Origin of the sequence: Polynucleobacter sp. TSB-Sco08W16, assembly GCF_018687455.1 — a bacterium.
In the GTDB taxonomy this organism is placed as follows: domain Bacteria; phylum Pseudomonadota; class Gammaproteobacteria; order Burkholderiales; family Burkholderiaceae; genus Polynucleobacter.
This window is the reverse complement of the sequence record NZ_CP061291.1, coordinates 1,535,497-1,555,075: the sequence shown is the minus strand read 5'-3', so window position 1 is coordinate 1,555,075 and position 19,579 is coordinate 1,535,497. Positions and strand designations below refer to the sequence as shown.

20 protein-coding genes are annotated in these 19,579 nt (G+C 46.2%); 11 read left to right on the top strand and 9 right to left on the bottom strand.

From position 1 onward, the window contains the following. Window positions 1–76: 76 nt before the first annotated feature. Window positions 77–865 carry a hypothetical protein gene (locus FD961_RS07785; RefSeq protein WP_215393364.1) on the bottom strand — a complete coding sequence of 263 codons (789 nt, stop codon included), beginning with the start codon at window positions 863–865 and terminating at the stop codon, window positions 77–79. A gap of 361 nt (window positions 866–1,226) precedes the next feature. Here FD961_RS07785 and oxlT point away from each other — a divergent pair, with 361 nt between their 5' ends. Then, a complete protein-coding gene (gene oxlT, locus FD961_RS07780) occupies window positions 1,227–2,477 on the top strand; it encodes an oxalate/formate MFS antiporter (protein ID WP_215393363.1) in 1,251 nt (416 codons plus the stop codon). 80 nt (window positions 2,478–2,557) lie between these two features. Here oxlT and dut read toward each other — a convergent pair whose 3' ends face one another. The 5 genes from dut to FD961_RS07755 are packed head-to-tail and all read right to left on the bottom strand — an operon-like array spanning window position 2,558 to window position 8,578. After that, on the bottom strand, window positions 2,558–3,007 hold the full coding sequence (gene dut / locus FD961_RS07775) for a dUTP diphosphatase (protein ID WP_215393362.1): 450 nt from the start codon (window positions 3,005–3,007) through the stop codon (window positions 2,558–2,560). 43 nt (window positions 3,008–3,050) lie between these two features. Further along, on the bottom strand, window positions 3,051–4,262 hold the full coding sequence (gene coaBC / locus FD961_RS07770) for a bifunctional phosphopantothenoylcysteine decarboxylase/phosphopantothenate--cysteine ligase CoaBC (RefSeq protein ID WP_215393361.1): 1,212 nt from the start codon (window positions 4,260–4,262) through the stop codon (window positions 3,051–3,053). Window positions 4,263–4,271: 9 nt separating this feature from the next. After that, window positions 4,272–4,760, bottom strand: a complete 489-nt coding sequence (gene lspA / locus FD961_RS07765; protein ID WP_215393360.1) for a signal peptidase II — start codon at window positions 4,758–4,760, stop codon at window positions 4,272–4,274. A gap of 13 nt (window positions 4,761–4,773) precedes the next feature. Continuing rightward, the gene (gene ileS / locus FD961_RS07760) at window positions 4,774–7,653 is read right to left on the bottom strand and encodes an isoleucine--tRNA ligase (RefSeq protein WP_371817171.1); all 2,880 of its coding nucleotides are present in this window, start codon (window positions 7,651–7,653) and stop codon (window positions 4,774–4,776) included. Further along, window positions 7,628–8,578, bottom strand: coding sequence for a bifunctional riboflavin kinase/FAD synthetase (locus tag FD961_RS07755; protein ID WP_215393359.1), 951 nt, complete (start codon window positions 8,576–8,578; stop codon window positions 7,628–7,630). Before FD961_RS07755 ends, ileS begins: the two co-directional genes overlap by 26 nt. Before the next feature lie 39 nt (window positions 8,579–8,617). Between FD961_RS07755 and purN the strand changes: the two genes are divergently transcribed. The 3 genes from purN to FD961_RS07740 are packed head-to-tail and all read left to right on the top strand — an operon-like array spanning window position 8,618 to window position 12,025. Then, window positions 8,618–9,247, top strand: a complete 630-nt coding sequence (gene purN, locus FD961_RS07750) for a phosphoribosylglycinamide formyltransferase (protein ID WP_215393358.1) — start codon at window positions 8,618–8,620, stop codon at window positions 9,245–9,247. Further along, window positions 9,244–10,803, top strand: coding sequence for an RsmB/NOP family class I SAM-dependent RNA methyltransferase (locus tag FD961_RS07745; protein WP_215393357.1), 1,560 nt, complete (start codon window positions 9,244–9,246; stop codon window positions 10,801–10,803). Before purN ends, FD961_RS07745 begins: the two co-directional genes overlap by 4 nt. A gap of 28 nt (window positions 10,804–10,831) precedes the next feature. Continuing rightward, window positions 10,832–12,025, top strand: coding sequence for an acyl-CoA desaturase (locus tag FD961_RS07740; RefSeq protein WP_215393356.1), 1,194 nt, complete (start codon window positions 10,832–10,834; stop codon window positions 12,023–12,025). A gap of 66 nt (window positions 12,026–12,091) precedes the next feature. Here FD961_RS07740 and rpmG read toward each other — a convergent pair whose 3' ends face one another. From rpmG to radC, 3 genes are all read right to left on the bottom strand, one after another. Continuing rightward, window positions 12,092–12,259, bottom strand: a complete 168-nt coding sequence (rpmG, locus tag FD961_RS07735) for a 50S ribosomal protein L33 (protein ID WP_015421876.1) — start codon at window positions 12,257–12,259, stop codon at window positions 12,092–12,094. Between the two features lie 11 nt (window positions 12,260–12,270). Beyond that, window positions 12,271–12,504, bottom strand: a complete 234-nt coding sequence (gene rpmB, locus FD961_RS07730) for a 50S ribosomal protein L28 (RefSeq protein WP_011903570.1) — start codon at window positions 12,502–12,504, stop codon at window positions 12,271–12,273. A gap of 154 nt (window positions 12,505–12,658) precedes the next feature. After that, complete coding sequence (gene radC / locus FD961_RS07725) at window positions 12,659–13,381, bottom strand: DNA repair protein RadC (protein WP_251371254.1); 723 nt, start codon at window positions 13,379–13,381, stop codon at window positions 12,659–12,661. Window positions 13,382–13,384: 3 nt separating this feature from the next. Here radC and FD961_RS07720 point away from each other — a divergent pair, with 3 nt between their 5' ends. From FD961_RS07720 to FD961_RS07690, 7 genes are all read left to right on the top strand, one after another. Continuing rightward, window positions 13,385–13,831 (top strand): peptidylprolyl isomerase, encoded by a 447-nt coding sequence (locus FD961_RS07720; protein WP_215393355.1) that lies wholly within the window; start codon window positions 13,385–13,387, stop codon window positions 13,829–13,831. Window positions 13,832–13,834: 3 nt separating this feature from the next. After that, window positions 13,835–14,776, top strand: a complete 942-nt coding sequence (ispH, locus tag FD961_RS07715) for a 4-hydroxy-3-methylbut-2-enyl diphosphate reductase (RefSeq protein WP_215393354.1) — start codon at window positions 13,835–13,837, stop codon at window positions 14,774–14,776. 62 nt (window positions 14,777–14,838) lie between these two features. Then, entirely contained in the window at window positions 14,839–15,993 is a 1,155-nt protein-coding gene (locus tag FD961_RS07710; RefSeq protein WP_371817170.1) for a branched-chain amino acid ABC transporter substrate-binding protein, read from the top strand. 70 nt (window positions 15,994–16,063) lie between these two features. Next, a complete protein-coding gene (locus tag FD961_RS07705; RefSeq protein WP_215393352.1) occupies window positions 16,064–16,999 on the top strand; it encodes a branched-chain amino acid ABC transporter permease in 936 nt (311 codons plus the stop codon). A gap of 43 nt (window positions 17,000–17,042) precedes the next feature. Further along, window positions 17,043–18,080: an ABC transporter ATP-binding protein gene (locus FD961_RS07700; RefSeq protein ID WP_251371356.1), complete on the top strand. Its 1,038-nt coding sequence runs from the start codon at window positions 17,043–17,045 to the stop codon at window positions 18,078–18,080. Then, on the top strand, window positions 18,080–18,853 hold the full coding sequence (locus tag FD961_RS07695) for an ABC transporter ATP-binding protein (RefSeq protein WP_215393350.1): 774 nt from the start codon (window positions 18,080–18,082) through the stop codon (window positions 18,851–18,853). Before FD961_RS07700 ends, FD961_RS07695 begins: the two co-directional genes overlap by 1 nt. Then, entirely contained in the window at window positions 18,853–19,566 is a 714-nt protein-coding gene (locus FD961_RS07690) for an ABC transporter ATP-binding protein (RefSeq protein ID WP_071466034.1), read from the top strand. The genes FD961_RS07695 and FD961_RS07690 overlap by 1 nt, the downstream gene beginning before the upstream one ends. Window positions 19,567–19,579 lie beyond the last annotated feature (13 nt).

Here is a 19,579-nt window from a genome sequence, read left to right as displayed (position 1 = left end):
AAAGTAAGGCCACCTTTAGGTGGCCTTACTTTTTTTTTGTATTTCATCAGCACTTGTTTGCTTAGTCTTACGTTTGTTATGCGCTATCTGTGTAACGAATCTCCCCACTTTTTGTTAGTCGATACCATGCTTGATTAAAGGTTGCTTTGGAGGGAAAGAGCTCATAATTTTGGAGGGCTAATTGTTGAATTGCCAGCTTTGTGGAGCTGGGGTCAGCCGGTAGTCGGCGGGGTAGATTAAGTGGGTCTAGCTTAAGGTATGCAATCTGGGCCAAAATTTGGTTAGCTTGACTTAGCATTTTGTAACCGCGTATCGAATGCAATGGCGGTGGTTCACCAAATAATGTTTTTGAGCTCTCCAAGTATTTATCGAGCAATTCAGATGAAACCAGGCAGTCACCGTTAAGCTCGGATATTGATCTAATTGGGTTTCCGTTCTGATCAAAGGCTAATGAAATGCCATTTTTCAAATTACTATCAATGAGATCTTTGATCTTTAAGTAATGATTGCCCGCAGTTTTTAACCTCTTCCCGCCCGCCAGAATAAATTGGGGGATTAGTTCATAACCCTTCTTTTTGGCAAGCTTCTCGTAAGAACTCCACTCAGCCTCGGAAATAAATCTTTTAGGCAGTCCGTGATCTTGCCATACGACCTCGCTTAAAAAATCAATATCTTCCTTTTTAAGCGGTTCAATACCGCCACTATTCTTATTGAACCGCGAATAGTCCCAAAGGATTCTGGTGGTTTTGGCAGCTCTTTTCTTCTCGGGATCAAAGTCTGTTGCATCCGATAGAACAGCAAGGAAGGCCATCAATGCAATGATGGCTACATTTTTTGGAATATAGCAAAACTTCAGTAATTTCAAATTTCACTCTAAATGTTAGTGGAGATAAATTTGGGCTTGCGTGGGTAATATATTTGCAATCTCAGAAAGGTAAATAACTATTTCCTCAAAGATTGATGCCCGTCAATTTTTAATATCTAAATTAATTTTTCTTAGGTACAAACGATTAAAAAATACGCTATATAAAAAAATGTGTACATGTGAAAATTTTATCCTTAGAAGCGCGATAAAAAATACAAAAATTATTTTATTGCTACTTTGATTTGTGGTCACCGACCCCTATTGGTAAAAGTTGCATTAATAGACAAGTTGATGTTTTTTGATGGGCTGCGCCAATAAGTTGATGTGCAATTATAAAATTTATAAATCGGAGACAGATTAAATGAGTACAAAACCCTGGCATAACAGGTGGGCGCAGCTTTTTTTTGGCATTCTATGTATGGGGCTGGTCGCAAATTTACAATATGCGTGGACTTTATTTGTGAGTCCAATGCAGGTCAAGACAGGCTGGACTCTTTCTGCAATTCAGTTATCTTTTTCGATTTTTATTGTTGTTGAAACCTGGTTAGTTCCAGTTGAGGGCTGGATGGTTGATAAATTTGGTCCTCGCTTTGTCATTCTTATCGGCGCGGTATTTGCGGCGGCTGGGTGGGTGCTTGATAGTTTTGCCACCAGCCTAGAGATGCTTTATGTTGCGGCTGTCATTGCTGGTATTGGCGCGGGTTGTGTTTATGGAACTTGCGTTGGTAATGCCTTGAAATGGTTCCCAGATAAGCGTGGATTAGCAGCTGGTTTAACTGCTGCAGGCTTTGGTGCTGGTGCTGCAGTTACCGTTATTCCTATTGGCAATATGATTTTGACCGATGGATATGAGCATGCATTTTTATTTTTTGGAATCGCACAAGGCGCTTTAATCTTTTTACTCGCCTTACTCATGACTAAGCCAAAACCTCCGGTTGGAGTTCAGGCCGCTCCTCGTATTGTGACAACCAAGGTTGATTACACGTCTGGCGAAATGATTAAAAAGCCAATCTTCTGGTTGATTTATGTCATTTTCGTGGTTGTTGCAGCCGGCGGTCTCATGGCAACTGCGCAAATTGGCCCTATTGCTAAAGATTATGGTTTAGCCAAATTACCCATTACCTTGTTTGGTTTAACTCTGCCGCTGTTAACAATGACTTTATCTATTGATAACCTTTGCAATGGCTTTACACGTCCTCTTTGCGGCTTCATCTCTGACCGTTTAGGACGGGAAAATACTATGTTTTTTGTATTTTTTGGTGAGGGGTTGGCAATGTTAGGGCTAATGAAGTATGGCCATGAGCCAATGGCATTTATGACTTTTGCCGCCTTAATATTTTTGTTTTGGGGTGAAATTTTCTCGATTTTTCCAGCCATTTGTGCCGATACTTTTGGCGTTAAGAATGCAGCTGGTAACGCAGGAACTTTATATACCGCAAAAGGCACTGCTTCTTTAATTGTGCCTTTGGCATCAGTATTGTCTGCGGGTGGTAACTGGGATATTGTGTTGATTTTAGGAGCTGCCGTAACAATTACCGCAGCATTTACGGCAAAGTTTGTTTTGGCACCAGCTCGAAAGAGATTTATCGAGAGCGCTAATAAATCAGCTTAAAAACCAATTTTACTTATTGATAAATGCAGAAGACCACCCAAGGGTGGTCTTCTGCATTACGAGTGGCGGCTTTTATAACTTTAAGTTCTGCCAGTACTTCCAAATCCACCGGCACCACGACTACTTTCAGTAAACTCTTCCACTACTTTGAGTTCAACTTGCTGTACTGGCATCACTACCAATTGAGCCAAACGCTCCATTGGCTCGAGTTTGAATGGGGTGGATCCACGATTCCAGGTGCTCACCATGAGTTGACCTTGGTAGTCCGAGTCAATTAGGCCAACTAAGTTGCCCAACACAATACCGTGTTTATGTCCCAGGCCAGAACGTGGCAGGATAAAGGCGGCATAGCGAGGATCTTCTACATAAATGGCAAGCCCGGTTGGGACTAATACAGTTTGGCCCGGGGCAATCTCAATGGCTTCATCGATACAGGCTCGTAGATCTAGACCGGCACTTCCTGGTGTGCCATAACTAGGCAACTGATCGCGCATACGTTCATCGAGAATTTTGACTTGAAGAGCTTGCATGGGATTTCCTAAAACTGGAGGTGAAAATGAAAAAACTTTGAAGCTAAATTTTCTTGGCAACTAGCTGAATCAATTGACGAGCCAAATGTAGTTTCTCAGCCTTGGCAAGTTTTTTGCTGCCACTAGCATATATTACGAGTAATTGATTTAGATCGCTACCAAAGGTGTCGGGACCAATATTGCCAACAATCATCGGAATGCCTTTACGCTTTCTTTTTTCATCAGTATGTTGCTCTAGATCAGTCGATTCAGCTGCAAAGCCTACGCAGTATGGGTAAGGTTTGCCACTTTTAGTTTTGACTGTTTTAGCAACATCAAGAAGAATGTCTGGGTTGGCTATAAATTCGATGCTTGGAGCTTCTTTGCCATTGCGCTTAATCTTTTCCTTCGCGGGCTTGGCAACACCCCAGTCCGCTACTGCAGCCACTGCAAAGAATAGATCACAATCCGCTGCCGCTAATGTCGCAACATGCATCTCTTGAGCGCTTACTACATTCGTGCGGGTAATCTTACCCGTGGCTTCTAGTGGAGTAGAGAGATCACAAGGGCCTGCAATCAGATGAACCTCTGCACCAGCCTCTAGGGCTGCTCTCGCGATAGCAAAACCCATCTTGCCAGAGCTATGGTTAGTAATGCCTCGAACTGGATCAATTGCTTCAAATGTTGGGCCAGCAGTAATCAGTACTTTTTTCCCGATTAGCGTTTTTTTCTGAAAAAAGGCAATGACTTGCTCAGTAATTTCAGCGGGTTCTAGCATGCGACCCATGCCAACTTCACCACATGCCTGAAAACCGCTAGCGGGACCAAGTAATGTCACACCATCTTTTTCGAGTCGTTCGGCACTTCTTTGGGTGGCCGCATGTTCCCACATCTGCTTATTCATTGCTGGTGTGAGTAGAAGGGGGCAATCTCTTGCTAGGCAAAGTGTAGTCAATAAGTCATCTGCGAGGCCTAGAGAAAGCTTCGCCATGAGATCAGCACTTGCAGGCGCAATCAGAATGACATCGGCCGAGCGAGACAGCTCAATGTGTGCCATGTTGTTTGGAATAGTGCTATCCCATTGACTCAAGTAAACCGGATTGCCAGTCAGGGCTTGCATAGTTACAGGAGTTACAAATTGCTGAGCTGCTTCTGTCATCACTACCTGCACTGATGCACCTTCTTGCATCAAAAGGCGCGCGAGCTCTGGCGTCTTATAGGCGGCAATACCACCGGAGATGCCAAGAACGATTTTCTTATTTAAAAGGGATTGCATGGCGCCAGCTTAATGGGATTGAGGGGATTTGCCAAATGACTTGTGCAATTCACCGAAAATGATTAGTACTGCCCCGATGCAAATAGCGCTATCGGCCACATTAAATGCTGGCCAATGCCAATGGGCATAGTGCACATCAATAAAGTCGACCACTGCGCCATACATCAGCCGATCCAATACATTGCCTATGGCTCCGCCAAGAATGAGGCTCAGGGCCACACAAAGCAGACGATCTTCTTGATGTTTCCGTAAAACAATCAGAATGTAAATACAGGCAACTAAACCGAGAATAGTAAAAAACCAACGCTGCCAACCAGAACCTTGAGCCAGAAAAGAAAACGCTGCGCCTGGATTAAACAGTAGCAACCAATTGAGAAAGGGAAGTACCTGATCTGGTATGCCCATCTGTAAGTGACTCAGTGCTAGCCACTTGGTTGATTGGTCCAGCAGCAGAGTTACTGTGGCAATCGCTAGGCAGCGTAAAAAAGTTATGCTCATCAAAATTTAATATTTAGGCAAACAAGCGATGATCACCATCGCCAAATAGGTTGCTAATGCAGCGCCCACAAAGTTCTGGATGATCCGTATTGGCACCAACATCTTGGGTGTGATGCCAGCAGCGCCCACACTTCTTATATTGACTGCCGCGCACGAGAACTTCTAAGCCCGCATTGCTTAACTCAATATTAGCGCTTGAGGTGATCGTGACAAAACGTAAGTCATCTTCCAGTGAATGCAAGATAGCAAAGTCGACATCGCCTAATTTAATTGTGAGCTCGGCTTGTAGGGATGAGCCAACATTGCCAGCTTCGCGTTCCACTTCAATTGCTTTCGTGACTTCTGAGCGAATCTCGCGAATACGATGCCACTTGGCAAGCAATTCATCGGCATTGTTAATGGCAGGTAAAGCGCCAAACTCTTCCATGAAGATGGATTCAGAAGGCTTGCTACCTGAGCCATACGGTAATGATTGCCATGCTTCCTCGGCAGTGAAGGAGAGGAAGGGTGATAACCACTTCAAGAGATTCTTGGTGATGTGAAAGAGCGCATTCTGGGCGGCACGACGATCGGGTGAATTTGCTGCGCTGGTATAGAGGCGGTCCTTCAGGATGTCTAAATAGAAACCACCTAAATCTTCCGAGCAGAAATTGAGCATTCGAGTAACCGCTGGGTGGAATTCATAAGCCTTGTAATGCGCTTCGATGTCACCTTGTAATTGATTGGCGAGCGCCACTGCATAACGATCAATTTCGAGCCATTGCTCCGCAGGCATCGCATGTTCGATTGGATCAAAGTCAGAGAGGTTGGCTAGCAAGAAGCGCAAAGTATTACGAATACGACGATAGCTCTCAGTAATGCGCTTGAGAATCTCGTCGGAGATAGTCATCTCACCAGAGTAGTCGGTTGAGGCGACCCAAAGGCGAATGATTTCAGCGCCGAGTTTGTCGGCGACCTGTTGTGGGGCAATGACATTTCCTACAGACTTACTCATCTTGCGACCTTGACCATCCACAGTAAATCCGTGGGTGAGCAATGCTTTATATGGCGGCTTGCCATCGAGCATAGCGCCAGTTAGCAAGGAAGAGTGGAACCAGCCACGATGTTGATCTGAGCCCTCAAGGTACAAATCAGCCAAGCGGCCATTAGGTGTTTCGGCGGCAGCAGTCAGCAATTCATTGCGGTGTGAGCCGCGAATCACATGCCAGTGCGTTGTTCCAGAGTCAAACCAAACATCTAGTGTGTCGCGATTTTTTTCGTATTGAGCGGCTTCATCACCAAGTAATTCAGAAACTTCGAGTTGTTGCCAGGCTTCTATACCGCCTTTTTCTACACGCTTAGCGACTTCTTCGAGTAAGTCAACGGTGCGCGGATGTGGATCACCAGTTTCTTTGTGCACAAAGAAGGCCATCGGCACGCCCCACTGACGTTGACGAGACAAGGTCCAGTCAGGACGGTTGGCAATCATGCTGTGTAAGCGCTGCTTGCCCCAGGCAGGGAAGAATTCAGTGCTATCAATACCTGCTAGAGCAGTCTCACGCAAGCTAGTTTTGCCATCAGCTGGCTTCTTATCCATGCTCGCAAACCACTGTGAAGTAGCGCGATAAATAATTGGGGACTTATGGCGCCAGCAATGCATATATGAGTGGGTATAGATCTTATCGCGCAATAAGCTTCCCGCCTCACGCATAGCTTCTACAATCTTTGGATTGGCTTTCCAGATATATTCATTGGCAAAGAGTGGCAACCAAGAGGCATACACACCGTTGCCCATGACTGGATTGAGAATATCTTTATCGGCCAATTGATTTGCTTTGCAGGACTTAAAGTCTTCCTCACCATAGGCGGGGGCAGAGTGAACGATGCCGGTACCTGTATCGAGTGTGACGTACTCAGCTGGATAAATTGGGGACAGGCGTTTATAGCCTTCATGCAATGGCGCTAGCGGATGCCAGAAAGAGATGTTTGCTAATTGAGCACCGCTACAAGTTGCAATCACTTTACCTTCTAGACCATAGTCTTGTAGACAAGTTTCCACACGATCCTTAGCCAGGATCAAAAGCTTGTCACCAACATCCACTAATGCATAAGTAACTTCTGGATGAACGTTCATTGCCTGGTTGGCAGGAATGGTCCACGGGGTCGTTGTCCAAATCACAATCTGACCGGGCTTGTTTGGCAGCTCAGAAAGTCCAAATGCTTTGGCAAGCTGTGGGCGCTGGGCCTCATCAAAGGCAAAGCCGACATCGACCGTTGGATCCGTTTTATCTTGGTACTCAACTTCAGCTTCAGCGAGCGCTGAGCCGCAATCAAAACACCAATTCACTGGTTTTAAGCCGCGGAATACATAGCCTTTTTCCCAGATCTTGCCTAAGGCGCGGATTTCATCGGCCTCATTGCGATAGTTCATGGTGAGGTAAGGATTATTCCAGTCGCCTAAGACACCTAAGCGTTCAAAGTCAATCTTTTGCTTGTCTACTTGGACTTGGGCATATGCGCGAGCTTTGGCTTGTACTTCCGCAGTTGGCAGGTTCTTGCCAAATTGTTTTTCAATTTGAATCTCAATTGGCATCCCATGACAATCCCAACCTGGTACGTAAGCAGAATCAAAGCCCATGAGCCAGCGGGACTTCACAATCATGTCTTTCAGAATCTTGTTGACCGCATGGCCAATATGAATGTCGCCGTTTGCATAGGGAGGACCATCATGCAAAATGAATTTTGGTTGATTGGCATGTGCCGCACGAATTTTTTCGTACAGCTTATTTTTCTGCCATTGAGCAACCCATTGTGGCTCACGCTTAGCTAGATCCCCTCGCATTGGAAATGAGGTATCAAGCAGATTGACGGGGTAAGAATTTTCTTTTTCAGACATACGCTTTTTTCTGGAAATAATTTCTGGCATGCTTTGCATCGGATGCAATCGCATTTGTTAGGGCATCGAGACCGTCATACTTGGCCTCGTCACGAATTTTTTCTAAGAGTTCAACGGTAATAATTTTTCCGTAAACATCTTGTTGATAGTCAAAGATATGGGTTTCAAGTAGTACCCGACCTTCGTCTTCTACTGTAGGCCTTACGCCTAGGCTGGCTACGGCTGGCAGGGGCTTATCACTTAAACCCAAAACCTGCGCAGTAAAGATGCCAGTAGTCGCTGGTTTGCGGTGATGCAAGTGATTGGCAACTGCTAAATTCAAAGTCGGAAAGCCAAGTGTGCGGCCGAGTTTCTGTCCATGAATAACGTGACCAGAAATGGCATAAGGACGCCCCAATAATTTTTCTGCATGCGTCATATCACCATTAGCAAGTGCAGTTCGTAATGCTGAGCTCGAGATGCGCTCACCATCTTCCAAGATAGTTTGAATGCTAGATACCTCAAAGCCGTATTTTTCACCGGCCGCTTTAAGGCTTGCAAAATTACCAGCACGTTTTGCGCCATAGCAAAAATCATCGCCAATCAAGATCCATTTAGCATTTAGACGCTTAACAATAATTTCAGAAACAAACTCGTCGGGAGAGAGGCGCGCAAAAGCAGTATTGAAATGTTCGACTACTGCACGATCGATTCCCAGTTCAGATAGCGCCGCTAATTTGTCGCGCAGATTCAGAATGCGAGGGGGTGCTTGCTCGGGAGAGAAAAATTCTTTGGGGTGTGGTTCGAAGGTCATGACACAGCTCACCAGACCCCTTTCTTTGGCGCCATCCACGAGCTGTTTGAGTAGGGCGCGATGACCCCTGTGCACACCATCGAAATTACCGATGCTTAGGGCACAAGCTGGTCCTGCAGAAAACTGGGTCGGGCCACGGAATACGTTCACAAAATCGCTTTCAGGGTAGCCATCAATTATATTGTGGGCATGCTTTCTATCGTTACCTTAATCTCAGGCCGCGGATCAAATTTCGAGGCCATCGTTAAAACTGCTCAAAAAGAGCAATGGCCAGTCAAGTTTGCAGGGGTTATAGCCAATCACTCTGCGGCCAAGGGTCTTGATTTTGCTCGCTCGCAGGGTATTTCTGCCTTTGCTATTGAGCACAAGGAGCATGCCTCGCGTGAGTCCTTTGATGCTGCCCTCATCCAGAAAATCGATGAACTGGGGGCTGATTTGGTGGTCTTGGCGGGCTTTATGAGAATTCTGACCCCAGGCTTTATTCGCCATTTCGAGGGTCGATTGATCAATATTCACCCGGCTCTATTGCCAGCATTCCCCGGTTTGCATACCCACGAGCGGGCTTTAGAAGCTGGCGTCAAGGAGCATGGGGCGACAGTTCACTTTGTAAATGAGGGGGTAGATGAGGGGCCAATCATTTGCCAGGCCTCTGTGCCAGTGCTCGCTGGCGACAATGCGGATACTTTGGCGGCACGTGTTTTGACTGCCGAGCATCAGATTTACCCGCGGGCCGTAAAATGGTTCCTTGATGGACGATTGCGAATAGAAGGTAATCAAGTGAAGTTACAACCCCCAGAGTCGCAATTTTTTAAATTATGAGTGCAGAACGCCCACCCCGGAAATCTGGCAACAGATTAGCGCCACATAAAAGCTACGCAACCAAATCTAAAGATCCCTTGCGCCGCCCAGAGCGACGTAATGCTAGCGGCAATCTCATTGCACCCGAAGGTCAAAAGAATTTTTCTAATGCCAAAGCATTGCCTCAACATGCAATTCATTTAGAGCGCTTGCTTCCAGAATTGCTCAGCTTTGAGCAGCCAGCCGATCGCGTAGTGAGTCGTTATTTCCGTGCTGAACCTCAGCTCGGCAATCGTGATCGTGCACTTATTGCGGAGAGTGCATTTGCAATTTTGCGTCGTAAAAATGAGTTCTCTCAATTTGCAGTGAGCGGTGAAGGTTCCCAGTCTAGACGCTTAGCCCTATTGGGTTTGCTGTCCGCCCTATCGGAAGGCGGGTTAGGTTCTGCGAACCGTGCGGAGAGCGCAATTGCGGACCTCGCTCACGTTCTCAAGGCTGGAGAATACGAATGGCTGCAACGATTTGCTACCGTTGACCCTACTGCTTTAAATCCCTTGGTTCGCAACAATTTGCCAGAATGGTTGTGGGATGCTTTTGGAAAATATCCTGGTGAAGATACGCGTGAAGAGCTTGCGAAATCATTAATGCATCCAGCGCTTCTCGACTTGCGTGCAAACACCATGAAAACCAATCGCGAAGAATTGCTGGCGCAGATGAATGCATTGGGTGGTCGTTATCAAGCAATACCAACTCCCTATGCACCTGATGGTGTGCGCATTATGGGTAAACCTGCGTTGCAGAATACCGCTGGTTTTAAGGCTGGCATGTTTGAAGTGCAAGATGAAGGCAGTCAGCTTTTGGCCTATTTGCTTGCCCCTAAACGTGGCGAGATGGTGGTTGACTTCTGTGCCGGTGCCGGAGGTAAGACTTTGGCAATTGGTGCCTTGATGCGCTCTACAGGCCGTCTTTATGCTTTTGATACATCAGAGCGTCGCTTGGCGAATTTAAAGCCAAGACAGGCCCGTAGCGGCCTCTCAAATGTTCATCCCGTTTGGATTGATAGCGAGAACGATGCCAAGATCAAGCGCTTGGCTGGCAAGATTGATCGAGTCCTGGTGGATGCCCCTTGCAGTGGCATGGGTACATTGCGCCGTAATCCTGATCTGAAGTGGCGTCAAACTCCAGCTGGGGTCTTGGAGCTAAATCAGAAGCAGATGAGTATCTTGGCCTCTGCTGCCCGCTTGCTTAAGCCTGGTGGACGTTTGGTTTATGCCACTTGCAGCCTTTTGCCTCAGGAAAACCAAGCAATTGCAGAGGATTTTCTGGCAAAACACCCTCAATTTGAGGCTGTTCCAGCTGCTGAGGTTCTTAAGCCATTGTTTCCAAAGGATAAATTGCCTTTAGGTTGTTCTACAGATAATCCTTGGTGGCAGTTGTGGCCTCATATTCACGGCACTGATGGCTTTTTTGGAGCCGTATTCCAGAAGAAGGCTGCCGCCCCTGCTCCTGAATTAGAAAAAGACGATCAAAAAGAGACTAAGGTCAAAAACAAGAAGGCCCCTAAAGAACTAAAATAGAGTTTTAGACCTCTTTAGGGATTCCCTTTTGAACACAGTTTCAGGTTTTGATGTATTCCTCAATTGGCTTGCCAATGGATATTTAGATTGGTCATGGTGGCAGATCACGCTGTTCACTTTGGCTGTAACGCACATTACGATTGCGGCAGTCACGATCTTCCTGCACCGCTGCCAGGCACATCGGGCTTTAGACCTCCATCCAATCGTTTCACACTTCTTCCGCTTATGGCTTTGGCTCACTACCGGAATGGTGACCAAAGAATGGGCCTCGATTCACCGCAAGCATCACGCCAAATGTGAAACTGTAGACGACCCCCATAGCCCACAAATTTTGGGTATTGGCACCGTTCTCTCGCGCGGCGCAGAACTCTATAAAAATGAAGCTAAGAATCAAGAAACGATGGATAAGTTCGGTCACGGCACACCTGATGATTGGATCGAGCGCAATATCTATTCCAAGTTTTCTTGGCAGGGTGTCGCCATCATGCTCATCATCGACGTCTTTTTATTCGGCGGCATTGGCTTAACCGTATGGGCTGTCCAGATGTTATGGATCCCTATTACTGCTGCAGGCGTTATTAATGGTATCGGTCACTTTTGGGGCTATCGCAACTTCGATTGCGAAGATGCGTCTAGGAATATTTTCCCCTTGGGCATTTTGATTGGTGGTGAAGAGCTTCATAACAATCACCATACTTTTGCAACGAGCGCTAAGCTGTCAAATAAGTGGTACGAGTTTGATATAGGCTGGTTCTACATTCAGATGATGAGTGCAGTCGGTCTGGCAAAAGTGAAGAAGACTCCACCTAAACCAGTGTTGAGTGACCTGCGTCCTGCTGATCAGAATACGCTGGAAGCCATCATTGCAAACCGTTACGAAATCATGGCGCGCTATAGCAAGACATTGCGCAACTTCTTTAGTAACGAAGTACAACATATGCAGGTTCTGGCGTCTCATTTGAGTGATGCTCGTACTTGGCTTTCCAAAGATGAGTCTCGCTTAAGCGAGGAAGAGAAAGCTAAGCTAGAAGAGTTGATGGCAAGTAATGCTCAGTTACGCAAGATGATTGAGATGCGTCGTGACCTACAGGCAATCTGGGGCCGCTCTAGCGCAAGCAGAGAGCAGTTGGTGTCACAGTTGCATTCGTGGTGTCAGCGTGCAGAAGATAGCGGTCTCACAAGCTTGCGCGAATTTTCTTTAAGACTGCGTCGATACGCTTAAGTTGAATAAAAATTAAGGTAATAAAAAACCCGCTCTTAAGCGGGTTTTTTAATTGCGTGAAGTAGATTACTTCAGCTTTGTTTCTTTATAAGCAACGTGCTTGCGAATGGTTGGATCAAATTTCATGATCTCCATTTTCTCAGGCTTAGTACGCTTGTTTTTTGAAGTTGTGTAGAAGTGACCAGTACCTGCTGATGACTCTAACTTGATTTTTTCTCTACCGCCTTTAGCCATTTGTGCGCTCCTTAAATTTCGCCACGTGCACGCAGATCAGACAAAACAGCATCGATGCCATTCTTGTCGATAACGCGCAAACCAGCATTGGTTAAGCGCAAGCTAATCCAACGGTTTTCAGATTCAACCCAGAAACGACGGTTTTGCAAATTCGGCAAAAAGCGACGCTTCGTTTTATTGTTTGCATGGGATACATTGTTGCCAACCATCGGCTTCTTCCCAGTGACTTGGCAAACTTTTGCCATGACATAACTCCATTAATTGCGAAAAAAGAAGATTGTATCAGTCAAAGCTGATTTTGGGCTAGTCCTTATTAGCTTTAGTGAGGGGGTTGGGCCTGAAAAACGGCCTATATACAAGCTAAAGTGCTTCATTATTACTATAAGTTAGTAATTACTATCATTTATGTTCAATATTCATAAGGCCTGACTCAGTAAAAGAGAAAAATCCGCTATTACTCACAATGCAATGATCTAACAGCGCAATATCCACCAGCTCAAGCGCTTTGGACAAGGTTTTAGTGAGCTCTTGATCTGCCGAACTCGGGAGCGGGTTCCCGCTGGGGTGGTTGTGTGCCACGATCAGAGCGCTGGCGTTCCTCGCCAAGGCTTCTTTGAGGATTTCACGGGGATAGACAGCGGTTTGGGTAATGGAGCCCCTAAAAAGCTCCTGACACTCAATGAGTTGCAGCCTTGAGTCTAAATAAAGGCATAAAAAGACCTCATGTGGAAGAGCCCCAATTTTGGTTTGAAGAAATTCCTTAACGTGGCTGGAAGAGGAAAAAATGCCGTTCTGAGAAAGTCCATCCTCCAGGCTGCGCTTTACTAGTTCATGAGCCGCCTGGATTTGAGACCACTTGGAGATGCCCATGCCATGGATGCGGGTAAATTCTTCTGGGCTACTAGCCAGAAGGCGTGGCAGGCTGCCAAAGTAATGTAGTAAATCCTTGGCTAGGGTTACAGCGCTTTTCCCTTTGATGCCGACCCGTAAAAAGATGGCTAATAATTCTGGATCAGTCAGACAGCGGGCTCCATGGAGTCTGAGCTTTTCTCGAGGCTGCTCATTTTTGGGCCAATGAGGGATCGGAGAATCCACTACTGACGCAGGGCTAGATACAATCACCTTATGACTAAGCTTACCGTTTTGCCTAACTCCTATTTGACTCTCAACTATCGGCTGACTTTGCCGAACGGGGAGGATTACATCAATACTTTTGTTGATCGTCCTGCGACGGTTTTGATGGGTTCTGGACAATTTGCACCTTGCTTTGAAAAAGTGTTGTTGGGTTTAGGTGTTGGCGATAAAAAAAGCGCTTTGCTAGTTCCTGATGAAAGTTTTGGCGAACGCAAAGAAGATTTAGTGCAATGGGTTTCTTTGAAGGCGCTGAAAGAAGGTCGCGATGATGATGCGGAATTCAATCCTGGTGATGTCATTGAATTTAATGCGCCTGGTGGCGCTCAATACGCTGGTGTTTTGCAATCGATCAACGAAGAGGGTGCGTGGTTTGATTTCAATCACCCTCTTGCTGGAAGAGAAGTCACTTTTGAAGCACAGATCGTGGCCATTCTCTAAAACATGAGCACAGTCGATCACCCTGAAATTTTGATGGCTCAGCCCCGCGGATTTTGTGCGGGTGTTGATCGTGCAATCAATATTGTTAACGAAGCCCTGACTCGTTTTGGGGCTCCTATTTATGTACGCCATGAAATTGTTCACAACGCTTATGTTGTTGATGAGCTGCGTGGTAAAGGTGCAGTCTTCGTAGAGGAGTTGCATGAAGTGCCCAAGGGCGGCATTGTGGTTTTTAGTGCCCATGGCGTTTCGCAAGAGGTTCGTAAGGAAGCTGAGCAGCGTGGCTTGCAGGTATATGACGCGACTTGTCCTTTGGTTACCAAAGTGCACCTTGAAGTTGTCAAGATGTGTAAAGATGGCTACACGGTGCTGATGATTGGTCATGCTGGACACCCTGAAGTTGAAGGTACGATGGGGCAGGTAAAAGAGGGTGTTTTCTTGATTGAAAAAGTGGCTGATGTTGCAACATTGTCATTTTCTAGTGAAGAGAAAATGGCTTTTGTGACGCAAACGACTTTGTCAGTTGATGAGACCAAAGAAATAGTTGAAGCGCTCACTAAAAAATTTCCTAGTATTGTCCAGCCTCGCAAACAAGATATCTGTTACGCCACTCAAAATCGCCAAGATGCTGTGAAATTTATGACGCCTCAAGTAGAGGTAGTTATTGTGGTGGGAAGTTCGTCAAGTTCAAACTCCAATCGTTTGCGTGAATTATCAGAAAAGTTGGGGGTACCGTCTTACATGGTCGATGCTCCCGAGCAGCTGAAGCCAGAATGGTTTGTGGGTAAAAAACGCGTAGGCTTAACCGCTGGAGCCTCTGCCCCTGAAAGTTTGGCGCAGTCGATCGTCTCCCGCATTCAAGAGTTTGGGCCACGCAGTGTGCGTGCCTTACCAGGGGTAGTAGAGGATGTCACATTCTCATTGCCTAAAAATTTAGTCGATTGAAGTATTGATTCATAACCGAGGAGCTGTAGATGATTAAGTCAAAAGCATCAAAAGTGATTTTTATGAAAACTGCTATCGCCTTATCGGCGGCGGCACTGATTTTGGCTGGCTGTGGCAAGAGTGGCGATAAAGCTGCTGCAGTTCCCGCTGATGGTATTGAGGTCAAGATTGGCCACGTAGCCCCCTTAACTGGCCCTATTGCTCACTTGGGTAAAGATAATGAGAACGGTGCACGTTTGGCGCTTGAAGAAATTAATAAAGCAGGCTTGACGATCGATGGCAAAAAAGTAGTTCTCACTCTGGTGCCAGAGGACGATGCAGAAGATCCAAAAACAGCAACGCAAGTTGCACAAAAATTAGTAGATGCAAAAGTGGTCGGCGTTGTAGGCCACTTAAATTCTGGAACTAGCATTCCTGCTTCAAAAATCTATAGCGATGCAGGCATTACTCAAATTTCTCCATCCTCAACTAATCCCGATTACACCAAGCAAGGATTTAAAACAACGTATCGTCTCGTTGCGACTGATGCCCAGCAAGGCCCAGCTTTAGGCAATTACGTTGCTAAAACCTTGAATGCCAAGACGGTAGCTATCGTTGACGACTCTTCTCAGTATGGCAAAGGTTTGGCTGATGAGTTTGAGAAAACAGTGAAAGCTTCCGGTGTGAAAGTGGTAACACGTGAAGCAAGTAACAATAAGGCAACTGACTTTAAGGCAATTTTGACCAAGATTAAAGGTAGTAAGCCTGATGTCATCATGTATGGCGGAATGGACGCTACCGGTGGCCCTTTAGTGAAGCAAGCAGCCGAGCTGGGCATTAAAGCCAAGATTGTTGGTGGCGATGGCATGTGTACTGAGAAGCTGGCTGAGTTGGCTGGTGATGCAGTAGTGAATGTCACATGCTCTGAAGCTGGTAAAGCACTCTCTAAGATGCCTCAAGGCGCTGAATTCCAGAAGCGTTATAAAGAGCGCTTTAACTCTGATGTACAAATCTACGCTCCGTTTACTTACGACGCTGTATTTGTATTAGTAGATGCAATGAAGCGCGCCAACTCAACTGATCCAGCTAAGATCTTACTAGTTATGCCAGACACCAAGATGAATGGCTTAGTCGGTAACATCGCCTTTGATAGCAAAGGTGATATGAAGGAGGGGGTAATTACCCTCTATGACTTCAAGGACAAAAAGAAAACAGTTCTTGACGTCATCAATATGTAAGATTCATTAAAAGGGCGCCGCAGATGCGGTGCTCTTTTTTTGTACCCTTCAGTTTTTATTCAAATCACTCATGGATATTTTTCTTCAGCAGATCATCAATGGCTTAGTGCTCGGTAGCATCTACGCCTTGATCGCCTTGGGTTACACCATGGTTTATGGCGTGCTGGGAATTATTAACTTTGCACATGGTGAAGTACTCATGATTGGCGCAATGGTGTCGCTGTCTTTGCTGCGCTTGATTCTGAGTTTAACTAGCGATTTACCAGGTTGGCTTACTCTATTGATCGTATTGCCAGTGACAATGGCGGTTTGCGCAGGTCTGAGTTATTGGATTGAACGTATTGCATATCGGCCCTTGCGTAATGCGCCTCGTTTAGCTCCACTCATTTCTGCAATTGGTATGTCAATCTTGCTGCAAACCATTGCGATGTTGATTTGGTCTCGCAATCCGATGACCTATCCACAACTATTACCCTCAATCCCAATTGAAATTGGTGCTACTGGTGCAACAATTACCGGTAAAGAGATCGTGATCATCATTGTTGCTTTAGTGGTGATGTGTGGTCTATTGTTTTTGGTTGAAAAAACAAAGCTTGGCAGAGCGATGCGTGCTACTGCTGAGCAAACTCAAATTGCTGCATTGATGGGTGTGAATCCCAATCGTGTCATATCCATCACGTTTATGTTGGGCGGCGCTTTGGCGGGTCTGGCTGGCGTAATGATCGCTAGTAACTATGGCAATGTGCATTTTTATATGGGCTTCATTCCTGGCTTGAAGGCCTTCACTGCTGCTGTGTTGGGTGGTATTGGTAATTTGCAAGGGGCTATGCTGGGAGGCTTATTGCTGGGCTTAATAGAGGCCTTAGGCGCTGGCTATATTGGCGAGCTTACTGGTGGCGTCTTTGGTTCGAACTATCAAGATATCTTTGCCTTCTTAGTATTAATTCTGGTACTCGTGTTACGCCCTACTGGCTTATTGGGTGAGAAGGTTTCTGATCGTGCTTAAGAAGCTTGCCGCAAATCATCTCAATCGTTCTACCTATTTTTGTTTGGGTGCTCTCGCACTGCTTCTGTTGCCATGGATTGTGGGTGCAAGTGGTGGCAACTATTGGGTGCGGGTTGTAGATTTTGCGCTGCTTTACATCATCCTTGCTTTAGGTCTCAACGTTGTTGTGGGCTTTGCCGGTCTTTTGGATTTGGGCTATATCGCCTTTTATGCATTGGGTGCATACAGCTATGCTTTATTGGCTTCACCACATTTACCCCAACATTTTGAAACGATCGCAGCCGCACTTCCGCAGGGGATGCAATTTTCTCCATGGATGGTAGCCATCTTCTCGATGATCTTGGCCGCACTCTTTGGAATTCTTCTGGGCCTTCCTACTCTGCAGTTACGTGGAGATTATTTGGCAATCGTCACCTTGGGTTTTGGTGAGATTATCCGCATCTTCATGAATAATCTCGATCGCCCTTTAAATCTGACCAATGGGCCTAAGGGTATTACTGCAATTGATCCTATTCAGCTGTTTGGCATCTCTTTTGCAAAGCCTTTAGATCTGGGTTTTGTGCAAATTCCTGGTTTGTATTTAGTGTTTTATCTATTCTTGATATTGGCGATTGCAGTGACGATTGTGTGCCTCCATTTACAGAACTCTCGGATTGGCCGAGCTTGGGTCGCTATTCGCGAAGATGAGATTGCTGCTAAAGCCATGGGTATCAATACGCGCAATATGAAGTTACTTGCTTTTGCAATTGGCGCATCTTTTGCCGGTGTGGCGGGCGTATTCTTTTCGGCATTCCAAGGGTTTGTATCGCCAGAGTCCTTCACTCTTTGGGAGTCGATTGTCGTCTTGGCTATGGTAGTACTTGGTGGTATCGGCCACATCCCCGGTGTGATCTTGGGTGCGATTGTGTTAGCGGTATTTCCAGAGGTGCTACGTGGTGTTGCGGAACCTGTTCAAAAAGCACTCTTTGGGCACGTGATCGTAGACGTTGAAGTGATTCGTCAGTTGATTTACGGCCTAGCCTTGATTCTGGTGATGCTATATCGCCCAGGCGGTATTTGGCAAAAAGGTGGTGGCAAATAATGGCCGCTCGTTTATTGCTCGATGTAGCCGATGTATCAAAGCGCTTTGGCGGTGTACAAGCCTTAGATTCAGTCGGATTACAAGTTCCCCATGGCTCGATTGTTGGTTTGATTGGTCCCAATGGCGCCGGGAAAACAACGTTCTTTAATGTTATCACCGGCCTATATCCAGCCGATTCAGGAATTTTTTTATTTGATGGCAATGCTTACTTCCCAGAATCCGTATCACAAGTGACTCAATCTGGAATGGCAAGAACCTTTCAGAATATTCGCCTCTTTGGTGAAATGACTGTGCTTGAGAATGTGATGGTAGGGTGTCATTGCCGCTCTAAAGCAGGGTTGCTGGGCGCTATCTTCCGCTTTCCATCAACCAAGCGTGAAGAGCTTGCTATTCGGGAGAAATCCCTTGCATTGCTCGCTTATGTTGGTTTGAGTGACTATGCGCAGTTGCAAGCGCGTAATTTATCTTATGGCCATCAACGTCGCCTAGAAATTGCGAGAGCCTTGGCGACTGAGCCTAAGCTTCTCGCTTTGGACGAGCCAGCTGCTGGTATGAACGCTACCGAGAAATTGGAATTACGTGAGTTGCTGCTCCGTATCCGTGCAGATGGTAAAACGATACTTTTGATTGAACATGATGTGAGTTTGGTGATGGGTATTTGCGATAGCTTGACCGTGCTCGATTACGGCAAGGTGATCGCTGCCGGTAAACCTGCAGATGTGCGCGTTCATCCTGAGGTAATTAAAGCGTATCTAGGTCAAGGGGCGGTGTAATGGGCGCCTTACTTCATGTACAAGATCTCAAAGTAGCTTATGGCGGCATTAATGCTGTCAAAGGAATTGACCTGCACGTTAATCAGGGGGAGTTGGTTGCCCTGATTGGTGCGAATGGTGCAGGTAAGAGCTCTAGTCTCAAAGCCATAGCAGGCTTGTTAAAGCCCGCTGCAGGTGTGATTGCGTTTATTGATCAAAATACCGACCAATTGCCCGCCTATGAATTAGTCCGCTTAGGTTTGGGCCTTGTGCCGGAGGGTCGAGGCGTATTTAAGCGCATGACCATCTTGGAAAACCTGCAGATGGGTGCATTCTTAAAGAAAGATGCGAAAGCCATCAATTTGAAATTAGAGGAAGTATTTTCTTATTTCCCACGACTGAAAGAGCGTCTCTCGCAACTTGCTGGCACTTTGTCTGGTGGTGAGCAACAAATGGTCGCGATGGGTAGGGCAATGATGGCAGAGCCTAAGCTCTTGTTGTTAGATGAGCCTTCTATGGGCTTGTCACCCATCATGGTGGAAACCATTTTTGATGTTATTCGTAATCTCTCAAAAAATGGGATGACGATTCTCTTGGTCGAACAAAATGCCCGACTAGCCTTGCAGATGGCCGATCGGGCTTATGTGATGGAAAGTGGTTTGATCACGCTGACTGGCGCGGGGCAAGAGCTACTTCAAGACCCGAGAGTGCGCACTGCCTACTTAGGCGAGTAAGCCAGTTGTCACA

Bases quoted from the DNA above. Each gene is read 5' to 3' on its own strand.
- oxlT (WP_215393363.1), top strand. From the start codon at position 1,227: ATGAGTACAAAACCCTGGCATAACAGGTGGGCGCAGCTTTTTTTTGGC.
- dut (WP_215393362.1), bottom strand. From the start codon at position 3,007: ATGCAAGCTCTTCAAGTCAAAATTCTCGATGAACGTATGCGCGATCAG.
- coaBC (WP_215393361.1), bottom strand. From the start codon at position 4,262: ATGCAATCCCTTTTAAATAAGAAAATCGTTCTTGGCATCTCCGGTGGT.
- lspA (WP_215393360.1), bottom strand. From the start codon at position 4,760: ATGAGCATAACTTTTTTACGCTGCCTAGCGATTGCCACAGTAACTCTG.
- purN (WP_215393358.1), top strand. From the start codon at position 8,618: ATGCTTTCTATCGTTACCTTAATCTCAGGCCGCGGATCAAATTTCGAG.
- FD961_RS07745 (WP_215393357.1), top strand. From the start codon at position 9,244: ATGAGTGCAGAACGCCCACCCCGGAAATCTGGCAACAGATTAGCGCCA.
- rpmG (WP_015421876.1), bottom strand. From the start codon at position 12,259: ATGGCTAAAGGCGGTAGAGAAAAAATCAAGTTAGAGTCATCAGCAGGT.
- rpmB (WP_011903570.1), bottom strand. From the start codon at position 12,504: ATGGCAAAAGTTTGCCAAGTCACTGGGAAGAAGCCGATGGTTGGCAAC.
- FD961_RS07720 (WP_215393355.1), top strand. From the start codon at position 13,385: ATGACTAAGCTTACCGTTTTGCCTAACTCCTATTTGACTCTCAACTAT.
- ispH (WP_215393354.1), top strand. From the start codon at position 13,835: ATGAGCACAGTCGATCACCCTGAAATTTTGATGGCTCAGCCCCGCGGA.
- FD961_RS07710 (WP_371817170.1), top strand. From the start codon at position 14,839: ATGAAAACTGCTATCGCCTTATCGGCGGCGGCACTGATTTTGGCTGGC.
- FD961_RS07705 (WP_215393352.1), top strand. From the start codon at position 16,064: ATGGATATTTTTCTTCAGCAGATCATCAATGGCTTAGTGCTCGGTAGC.
- FD961_RS07695 (WP_215393350.1), top strand. From the start codon at position 18,080: ATGGCCGCTCGTTTATTGCTCGATGTAGCCGATGTATCAAAGCGCTTT.
- FD961_RS07690 (WP_071466034.1), top strand. From the start codon at position 18,853: ATGGGCGCCTTACTTCATGTACAAGATCTCAAAGTAGCTTATGGCGGC.